This is a genomic window from Marinobacter lacisalsi (genome assembly GCF_042651045.1).
Classification (GTDB): Bacteria; Pseudomonadota; Gammaproteobacteria; order Pseudomonadales; family Oleiphilaceae; genus Marinobacter; species Marinobacter lacisalsi.
In genome coordinates this window covers 116,197-124,768 of the sequence record NZ_JBHSDI010000060.1, presented here as the reverse complement: position 1 = coordinate 124,768, position 8,572 = coordinate 116,197, and the positions used below count along the sequence as shown (strand labels likewise).

At 57.4% G+C, this 8,572-nt stretch carries 7 protein-coding genes; 3 read left to right on the top strand and 4 right to left on the bottom strand.

Features of this window, described 5'->3' with window-relative positions; genetic code table 11:
• Nucleotides 1-174: 174 nt before the first annotated feature.
• The 3 genes from ACFOZ5_RS17310 to ACFOZ5_RS17300 all read left to right on the top strand — a co-directional run bounded on the left by ACFOZ5_RS17310 (nt 175) and on the right by ACFOZ5_RS17300 (nt 4,399).
• Nucleotides 175-378 carry a hypothetical protein gene (locus tag ACFOZ5_RS17310; protein ID WP_379889644.1) on the top strand — a complete coding sequence of 68 codons (204 nt, stop codon included), beginning with the start codon at nt 175-177 and terminating at the stop codon, nt 376-378.
• Nucleotides 379-993: 615 nt separating this feature from the next.
• Nucleotides 994-2,895 carry an acyltransferase family protein gene (locus ACFOZ5_RS17305; RefSeq protein WP_379889642.1) on the top strand — a complete coding sequence of 634 codons (1,902 nt, stop codon included), beginning with the start codon at nt 994-996 and terminating at the stop codon, nt 2,893-2,895.
• Nucleotides 2,896-3,325: 430 nt separating this feature from the next.
• Nucleotides 3,326-4,399, top strand: a complete 1,074-nt coding sequence (locus ACFOZ5_RS17300; RefSeq protein ID WP_379889640.1) for a lipase secretion chaperone — start codon at nt 3,326-3,328, stop codon at nt 4,397-4,399.
• 27 nt (nt 4,400-4,426) lie between these two features.
• On the opposite strand, the gene ACFOZ5_RS17295 is transcribed toward ACFOZ5_RS17300, so the two are convergent.
• The 4 genes from ACFOZ5_RS17295 to ACFOZ5_RS17280 all read right to left on the bottom strand — a co-directional run bounded on the left by ACFOZ5_RS17295 (nt 4,427) and on the right by ACFOZ5_RS17280 (nt 8,511).
• Complete coding sequence (locus ACFOZ5_RS17295; RefSeq protein WP_379889638.1) at nt 4,427-5,230, bottom strand: formylglycine-generating enzyme family protein; 804 nt, start codon at nt 5,228-5,230, stop codon at nt 4,427-4,429.
• 125 nt (nt 5,231-5,355) lie between these two features.
• Nucleotides 5,356-6,024, bottom strand: a complete 669-nt coding sequence (locus ACFOZ5_RS17290) for an SGNH/GDSL hydrolase family protein (protein WP_379889636.1) — start codon at nt 6,022-6,024, stop codon at nt 5,356-5,358.
• 205 nt (nt 6,025-6,229) lie between these two features.
• On the bottom strand, nt 6,230-7,819 hold the full coding sequence (gene lnt / locus ACFOZ5_RS17285; protein WP_379889634.1) for an apolipoprotein N-acyltransferase: 1,590 nt from the start codon (nt 7,817-7,819) through the stop codon (nt 6,230-6,232).
• Nucleotides 7,816-8,511 (bottom strand): hypothetical protein, encoded by a 696-nt coding sequence (locus ACFOZ5_RS17280; protein ID WP_379889631.1) that lies wholly within the window; start codon nt 8,509-8,511, stop codon nt 7,816-7,818. The genes lnt and ACFOZ5_RS17280 overlap by 4 nt, the downstream gene beginning before the upstream one ends.
• Nucleotides 8,512-8,572 lie beyond the last annotated feature (61 nt).

Sequence of the window (8,572 nt, the reverse complement as noted above, 5' to 3'; positions counted from 1 at the left end):
GATCTGGCTGTCGGAAAAACGTGACCTCTTCATGCAGAATCTCCCTGCGTGTAGCTTACGGAAAATTCTACTTTTGATCACCGCTGTTTTTCGGGGGGATTACCCCTCCATTTCGTAATACGTAAAATTAGTTTCGTATTACGCAAAAAGGAGGTATCCAATGAAGGCAGGAAAATGACTGATCAAGATCGCAAGAAAGTGGGAAGAAAAACTATAGGCAATCAGGTGATGAAGGTCTTGCCTGTACGAATGGAGCCCATCTACATAGAACGCCTTAAACAAAAGGCACAGCTCCTGGGCATGCCAGCCAGCCAGATTGTCAGAGATCTAGTCGTCGACTATTTGGAGAAATCCGATGATGAGCCTTACAACCCTTAACTATGGTGATGCGCTTGATCGTTATGACGATATTGCGGACGCCTTGTTTTGGCTATCGCACATGGCTGCCGTTTCTGACGTAGAAGGTCCTCACGTGTCGGCAGTTCTTAGACCTATAATTTCTGAGTTTCAGGAGCTGAATGAGGTTTTCAGAAGCAAATTCAGCGACCACAAATTGTCCACAATAGACTGAAACCAAGTGGTATACTGAGGACGTAAAACCATAAGGCATTGTTTTTATGGAGAGTAGTGCAATAGAGTGGACGAAAGTAAGGGTCTCATAATCCCTTGGTCGCTGGTTCGAGTCCAGCTGGGCCCACCACTTCTTTCAGTCGCGCTGGACCTCATCGGACTATTCCGGCCAGAAATCACAGATTTCTGTCGCTTCGCAGGGCGAAAGCTACGCTTCCGCTGTTTTCCTGCTTCGCCCAGCCCGGCCCACCACTCCTTTCAGTCACGCCGTACCTCACCACTTCACAACCTGCGAACGTCCAAGCAACCGCTAAAGGTCACGAAACGGTAATTTCAGCCCCCTGCCTCAAGCCTCTATACTGACCTGAAAGGAATCAGCCATGGCAGCCATGCTATCGCCCAGCCAGGAATAGGCACGAAGGGATGCAATACAGACGCGAAATTGACGGACTCAGGGCAATCGCCGTCTTGCCGGTGATTCTTTTTCATGCCGGCTTCTCCTGGTTTTCAGGGGGTTACGTTGGCGTTGACGTCTTTTTCGTTATCAGCGGCTACCTGATCACCTCAATACTTCTGAGTGACCTTGATAAAGGCACTTTTTCCATTGCCAGGTTCTATGAGCGACGGGCCCGTCGCATATTACCCGCCCTTTTCCTTGTCATGCTGTGCTGTATTCCGTTTGCCTGGGCATGGATGACGCCAACCCAATTTACCGATTTTTCTCAGGGGTTTGTCGCCATTGTCTTTTTTGCGTCCAACGTCCTGTTCTGGAAAAAGGAGGATTATTTCGCGCAGCCTGCGGAAGAAAATCCTCTTTTGCATACCTGGAGCCTGGCGGTCGAAGAGCAGTTCTATATTGTCTTTCCGATTCTGCTTTTCATGCTTTGGCGCTTCGGACAAAGGCCCATTTTCTGGGTAATCGTCGCCCTCAGCGCTTTCAGCCTGATACTTTCCGAGTGGGGCTGGAGAAATGCTCCGGGTGCAAATTTCTATTTGCTACCAACAAGAGCGTGGGAGCTTGGAACCGGCGCCATATGCGCCCTCATGCTTTATGGCCGGGCCCAGAAAACAAGCCAATGGCTCTCAGCTACCGGCCTTTTGCTGATTGTCTGTCCGGTGCTCTTTTACAACGAAGAAACACCTTTTCCATCCGTCTTTGCCCTGGCCCCGGTCATGGGCACCGCGTTCATCATCCTGTTTGGCTCTAAAGACACGCTTGTCGCACGGCTTCTGCACACCAGGGTGTTGGTTGGCATTGGCCTGATCAGTTTCAGCGCCTACCTGTGGCACCAGCCATTACTTGCTTTCGCCCGCATCTACAGTTTTTCCACACCATCACTCTATCTGATGGGGGCGCTCTCGGCGCTGTCTCTCGTGCTCGCATATCTCAGTTGGCGTTATATAGAAAGCCCGTTCAGAGACAAGCGCAGGACCAGCCTGACGCGGAACAGAATTTTTGCCATTTCCGGAGTGACATCCCTCCTATTCTTGTCCGCAGGCATGATTGGCCACGTGACCGGTGGCCTGGAGCAACGGTTGTCTCCGGATCAGAGAAACTGGACGTCCACGATCAGAAAGCTGCATAGCGAGCGCCTGCAATCCATCAAAGCCAATGTCTGTCATTTCTCACCGGATCTTGGCGAACTTGGCATTAACGAATTCATCGCGCAGTGGGACTGTACAGGCACCCCGACAGCCGGCCAGAGGCGAATTGCCGTCTATGGGGACTCGCACTCTGCAGACAAGGCAGCCGCGCTCCGTGCCGCGGCTATCGAGCCGATGCAGATGGGAGGCTCCCGATGCCCCCTCACCCCCAGCGACAGTATCAGGACCTATTGCGATATTGCACTCGAGAAATTCCTGCATTCAGCCCGGGAATCGGGAGTGGATACGGTGGTGCTGGCCAACCGTTTTACAGAGCTGGACCTGACCGGGGCCCACCTTCAGGAAATCATGACTTTCTGGGCTGATCGTTTTGACCGGGTGATCCTGTTTACGCCAATGCCGGAATTTCCCGGTTTTGACGCGAAATACTCTTTTTGGGGCAACGACGCGGATCAGATGGAGGCTGACCTGAGATTTCATGACAAATTTCTCGAGGCAATATCCCCACTTCAGGCACCGGAGAACGTGGACATCGTTGATACCCAAAAGTACTTCTGTGGCTCCACCGACTCGAATGATTGCAAGCCGATCCAGGATGGAACGGTCATGCTCACGGATTACGGCCACCTCAGTACCCGTGGGGCAAACCTTTTTGGCCAAAGGCTGATTGAAGATATTGACCTTGTTACCGGCTCCCTTGCCAGCCATGAATTCCAGTAACCTTTCATGGCAGCCATCGCGTGACGGTTCCCCGGGAGCCACGGCCTTTGGGCCGCCCATAAAAAAGGCCGGCGCAGAGCCGACCAAAAACTTATCGTCCAACAATGCAATGCAGATCACCGCAATGCTTGTCGATAATTTTACGTTGCCAATCAAAAGCAGATCACTACGTTACTTCCGAAACATTGTCGCGTGCCATCGCCAAACGTTTCAGATACGGATATTCCTATGTAACACGGCCTGCGACAACCGCCCGGCATTGGCCTCTCCAGTCTGTTGCCCCCTTTTAATGACTTAACTGCTACTCATGTCATAGTCACTCAGGCCCTGGCAACCTACCATCGAGAGTTCACACTATATGTATATTGAAATCACCCCAATTTCCGCATCAAGATAATGATGGGGTACAGGAACATGACTGGAGAGGGATGTGGCAGGAAATCGTGACGGATGGTGGCTGGCAGCCGTGATTTCACCGTTGGTCTTGCTGGGGGGCTGGATGCTCTGGCCGGATTCTCCCGAGCCCGCACCCTCCTGGGCTTCGTCCGACGACTCTGGCCGCCCGACGCAGACTATTGCCAGCCAGTGGCAGGAGCCGGACACCAACCTCGCTTCCCCCCAAGGCACCGGGGTCGCTGACAGCCAGCCGTCAGCTGATGACGCTGAAGCGCCCGATGCGGAAATCAGCCTGGACCGTCTGCAACACGCCCTGGCGAATATCGGCATCGATGAGAACGGCGACCTGGTGCTGGATGAGATTGCCCTGGCCTCCCTGCGCCAGGCCTTTCGTGGGCTGGAGAATGCGGGCCCTGAGACCCTGAACGAACTGAAGCTCTACGTGGAAGCAGGCCTGGCTGGCGAAACCGGCTCGCAGGCCGCCAGGATACTCGGAGATTACATCAACTATCGCAAAGCACTGGCAGCGGCAGAGGCGGACTGGGGCAAACTGGACGACCTTGGCCCCCGCCAGAAACTGGAGCGGGCCATCGACCTGCGCCGGCAACACATGGACCCACTGGCTGCCAGCCAGCTGTTTGCCGGCGAGGACGCCCATCAGCGCTACCTGATCGCCATGGAGGAAGTTCGCGCCGATCCGGATCTTACCGGCGAGCAGAGGCAACAGGCCCTGACACGCCTGCGTGAGGATCTGCACTCCGGAGCCTTGCTGGTGGACGGCAAAGGGACGGATGCCGTAGAAAAACTTCGATCTGAGCGCCAGAAGTGGGAGTCCATGGGCCTGAGTGACGAGACCCAGGATTACCTGAAACAACAGACGCTGGGGCTGGTCGCCGCCAGGGACCTGGCCGGAACCGATACGCAGGACTGGCAGAATCGTTATGACCAGTTCTCGCAACAAAGGAATACCATCCTCAACGCCGGGCTGACCGAAGATGAGAAAGCCCGTCAGGTTGAATCGTTGATGGCCACCTATTTCACGGAAGAGGAAGTCGAAGCCGCCAGCAACTGGCTACCAGAGTACCTGAAGACGGAACTCTCGGACTGAAGCCATCCGGAGGTCCTCGCATACCTTCTACTGGTCACCCGAGACCGGGTTTTCGGGGACTGCTACCAGTCGGAAACCGGCAATATCGCTGATCGTGCGGAAGCGATTGGCCGCCCGGGCATGAACTGACTGGAAGTGCCAACTCCCGCCGCGAATCACCCGGTGCCTGCCCTCGTCCGGGCCGGTGGGATCGGTCACCGGCGCTTCCCGGCAGGGCCCGTACCAGTCCGCCGTCAATTCCCAGGTATTGCCCAGCATGTCGTAAAAGCCCCAGGGGTTCGGCGAATACTGTCCCACGGGTTGGGGACCCGCCGAATTCGGGAAAGACTCGCAACCGGGCAGGACTTTGGAGCCGGAAACATTGGCCTGCTGGCCAGACAGGCAATCGCCCGTGTAATAGACACCCTCGGTACCGGCCCTGGCCGCGTACTCCCACTCAGCCTCGGTGGGCAGGCGATAGTCCCAGTTGGGGTCCTCTTCGCTGAGGGCATTGACGTACCAGTCCACCCAATCGGGCCTGAGGCCGTCCACCGGACACTGGTCGCCACACTCGGGAAAGGCCGAGGGCACCCCATCCACAAGCTCGAGCCACTGGCCACGGGTAACGGCTGTGGTCTGCAGATAGAAGGGTTCGGAGATCGTAACCTGGCGACGCACTTCATCCGCTTCATGGCCCGGAGTACCCGGCGCACTGCCCATCATGAAGGTGCCTGCCGGCACCTTGTTGAAGGTCATCCCCAAAGCGTTGGTGACCTGCTCCGGCCCGGAGCACAAAGCCGGGCCGGAAGATAACAGGGTTGCCAGCAGCACCGGCGTTGATAGCTTTGACATGGTTCGATCCAGAGGATTGGCTACCTGAGCAGAGACACTGATATCAAGGGACACTGACACAAACGCCGGTGATCGTGACCGACCACCGGCGTTTGTATATCTTCAGGCTTTAACGCACAACCAGATCAGTCAAGCTCTTGCAGAATCAGATCGGCAAGTACCCGGGACCCGGCAGCGGTGGGGTGAATGCCGTCAGACGAAATGTAACGGCTCTCGTTGCCAGCAAAGGCGGGACGGGTATCGATGAAATCCACACCCATCTGCGGGTAGTTCTCCGCCTTATAGGCTGAGGAGATGGTATTGATGGCGGTGTTCTGCTCATCATCGGTGTTGTAGTAACCCAGGAAGATGATCTCGCTGATGCCATCGTTCTGCATATCATTGAACATGCCTGCCAGGGTCTGCTCGACACCGGCCAGAACCTCTTCAACACAGGCCTCGGTGGTACAGTCAGCACCATCGCCCAGCAGGAAGTCGTTACCACCACCGTTCATGATGACAGTGTCGATACCATCCTTATCAGCCCTGTCGTACTGGTTGGGGATGGTGTAACGGCGGCTGCACAGCAGGCTGGTTCCGTTCACCTGACAACCGCTGCGGGCGTAGGTGTCGATGGTTTCATTCAGGTCGTCTTCCAGATAGCTGTGGATATCGCCGGACAGCGCGAAGATGGAGTCACCGACAATCATCTTGTCGGCGCTGGATCCGCCACCGCCACCAATGGCCGAGGCGTTGAATGCCACGCATGAAGCTACAATTGCAAACCCCAGCTGTTTTACGTTTTTGTTGAACATAACGACGAATCTCCTGCTCGTTTTAGGGTGTCTCTGGTATCGCTTCGTCGTTCCGGACGAAACTCGCTGAATACCGGTTCAGGCAGGGAAAGTGTATGGGGCGACCAAAGGGGGTGGCTATAACGTGAGCAACAATTCAGGGGACCTTTCCCAGCTTCCGGGCGCCCTGACAGCGATCTGGTTCACAGGCTGATCAAACAGGGTGCTAGCGGCCGTCCCGCCGCACACGGGCCACCGCGGCCCCCAACAGAAGCGCGATTGCGGCCACAACTGCCAACCATTCGGGCCACCGGGTAAACCAGGAGCTGAATGCCCCGTTTGCCGGTGTGTAGGGCACCTGACTCAGCAGCCCGGCCCTTTCCCGGAATTCAGTAGCGGCCAGAATGCGGCCAGATGGAGAGACCACGGTAGAAGGACCGTTATTAATGACATGAACCAGGGACACGCGATTTTCCACCGCCCGCAGGATGGTGGCGCCGGCATGCTGCCAGGGCTGACGTGAATCACCAAACCAGCCGTTGTTGGATAGAACCACCAGCAGAGGGCTACCAGGAGCCGCTGCCAGCGATCGGGCAACATGCCCCGGGAAGGCGCTCTCATAGCAGATGGCGGGTACCAGATGGACCCCGTTGACCGGGAAGGTTACCCGGTCCGATCCGGGCGTGAGGTTCGCAAAGAAGTCGCCCAGGTAACGCTCCGCCCAGCTCACCAGCCATGGAAACTCCCTGGACAGGGGCAGGGTTTCGCCAAAAGCCACCAGACGGTGCTTGCGGTAGCGCTCCGACAGTTCGCCGTCCGCCCCCAGGAAGATCGCGGTGTTGTACTCCCGGAAGTCCTTTCCCCTGCCCTGCTGCTCTGCGTCATGGAACACCAGCGGCACCCCCAGCGCACCCACGTTGCGCTGGTAGGCGGCCGGTACGTGGTCCACTTCAAAGTAGCCCTTGTAACGGGTTTCCGGCCACAACACCACCTCTGCGCCGGCAGACACCAGTGCCTCAGTCACTTCCATCTCAGGCGGCCAGGCCCGGCCGTAGCCTGGTTCCGGGTCAGGCACCGAGGCGCTCGGAACCTCATTCGGCTGGACAAGCCCCACTGCCAGCGTGGGCCATTGCGAGGCCCGGTGGTCCCACTGCGCCAGCGACCACCAGCCAAACCCCAGCCATACTGTCAACGCTATGACCCCGGCGACACCGGCAATGACGGAGCCCCGCCCTCCAAGGCCCGGTTCCCGGCCCTGTCGCTGCAAGATCGCGGCGGCCACCAGGGCATTGCTTATGCCAATCATCAGATCCAGTCCATAGACGCCGGTCAATGAAACAGCCTGGATAGCGGGCAGGAAGGCACTCTGGCTCTCACCCAGTTGCAGGGGAAACAGCACCGGGAACCAGCCGTAGAAGAGCATGACCAGTATGGGAAAGGCCCAGAGGGGGTAATGCCCCGTAAAGCGCTGCAGCCACCGGTAGCTGACCATTAACAGGGCTGGCAACTGGGACGTCAGCAGCCAGAATACCGCGGCGCCGCCAACCGCCGGTGCCAGGGAGTAGTCCTTCAGGCGCTGCAGGAATTCGACCATCCAGGGCGTTGCCACCAGATACATGGCAAGGCCGCTGACCAGGCCCAGCAGGTAATGGCAAAGATAGCCCCGACCGTGGGTGGCCAGCAGCAGCGGCACGAACGCCACCCAGGTCAACGGATAGAATCCCGCATAATTGTAGGGCACCGCCAGCATGACCCCGGTGGCCAACGCGCCCAGCAGCGGCAGCAACGAGCCAGCAGACGATGTTCTGCGACTCATCCGGCGTCCTCCGGATTTTCCTGAAGCCTCAGGGCGTCCATCTGCTCGCGAATAAGGCGACGCTTCTCGTCCTCATCCAGATCTTTCCGCTGCATCAGCATCTGACGCGCCATGTGAGTTTCGGTCATGCGGTAACTGACGCTATAGAGTTGATCCGCTATCCGTTCGCCCAGAATCGTGTCACGAAGTGCATCCTGAAGCCTTAAATGCAGATAGGCACCCTCAATGTCGCCGGGCGCACCGGGGGACAGCCCCAGCAGCGCCTTTTCTGTCTGCTGATAGCTGAGAAATGATGGCAACATGGCGATGACATCTTCAGCCGCTGGCGCCGGCAGACTTCTCGACAGCAGTTCTCCCGCCCTGGCCAATGCCACCTCGTCCGGCGTTGCGGGCAGACTCTCGGCCAGCGCCAGCAAAAGGCTTTCGTAGGCTTCGAATTCCTCAGGGTGGCCCAACCCGGACAGGTGCAGACGTTCGATGGCACGGTCTGCTTTGGCGAACGGAAGCCGCTGGGCAGGGTTCAGCGAGGGCATTGCGATATGGTGGCCCCTGTCAGGCGAGGCCGACGCCATAACGCCAACGGTTCCGATACCGTTCAGCAATGCCGCAATCACCAATAGGGCGATTGCCAGCATCGCTATTGCCGGCATCCAGCTGTCGCCGGGCTGCAGCTCCCTGTTCGCAGTGGTCATGGCATCCTCATCCCGGACCGGTGTAATAACAGGCAGACATCATAACCACTGCAGGGCCATG

Excerpts from the sequence above, each read along its gene's own strand:
- ACFOZ5_RS17310 (WP_379889644.1), top strand. The coding sequence starts at position 175 with ATGACTGATCAAGATCGCAAGAAAGTGGGAAGAAAAACTATAGGCAAT.
- ACFOZ5_RS17305 (WP_379889642.1), top strand. The coding sequence starts at position 994 with ATGCAATACAGACGCGAAATTGACGGACTCAGGGCAATCGCCGTCTTG.
- ACFOZ5_RS17295 (WP_379889638.1), bottom strand. The coding sequence starts at position 5,230 with ATGTCAAAGCTATCAACGCCGGTGCTGCTGGCAACCCTGTTATCTTCC.
- ACFOZ5_RS17290 (WP_379889636.1), bottom strand. The coding sequence starts at position 6,024 with ATGTTCAACAAAAACGTAAAACAGCTGGGGTTTGCAATTGTAGCTTCA.
- lnt (WP_379889634.1), bottom strand. The coding sequence starts at position 7,819 with ATGAGTCGCAGAACATCGTCTGCTGGCTCGTTGCTGCCGCTGCTGGGC.
- ACFOZ5_RS17280 (WP_379889631.1), bottom strand. The coding sequence starts at position 8,511 with ATGACCACTGCGAACAGGGAGCTGCAGCCCGGCGACAGCTGGATGCCG.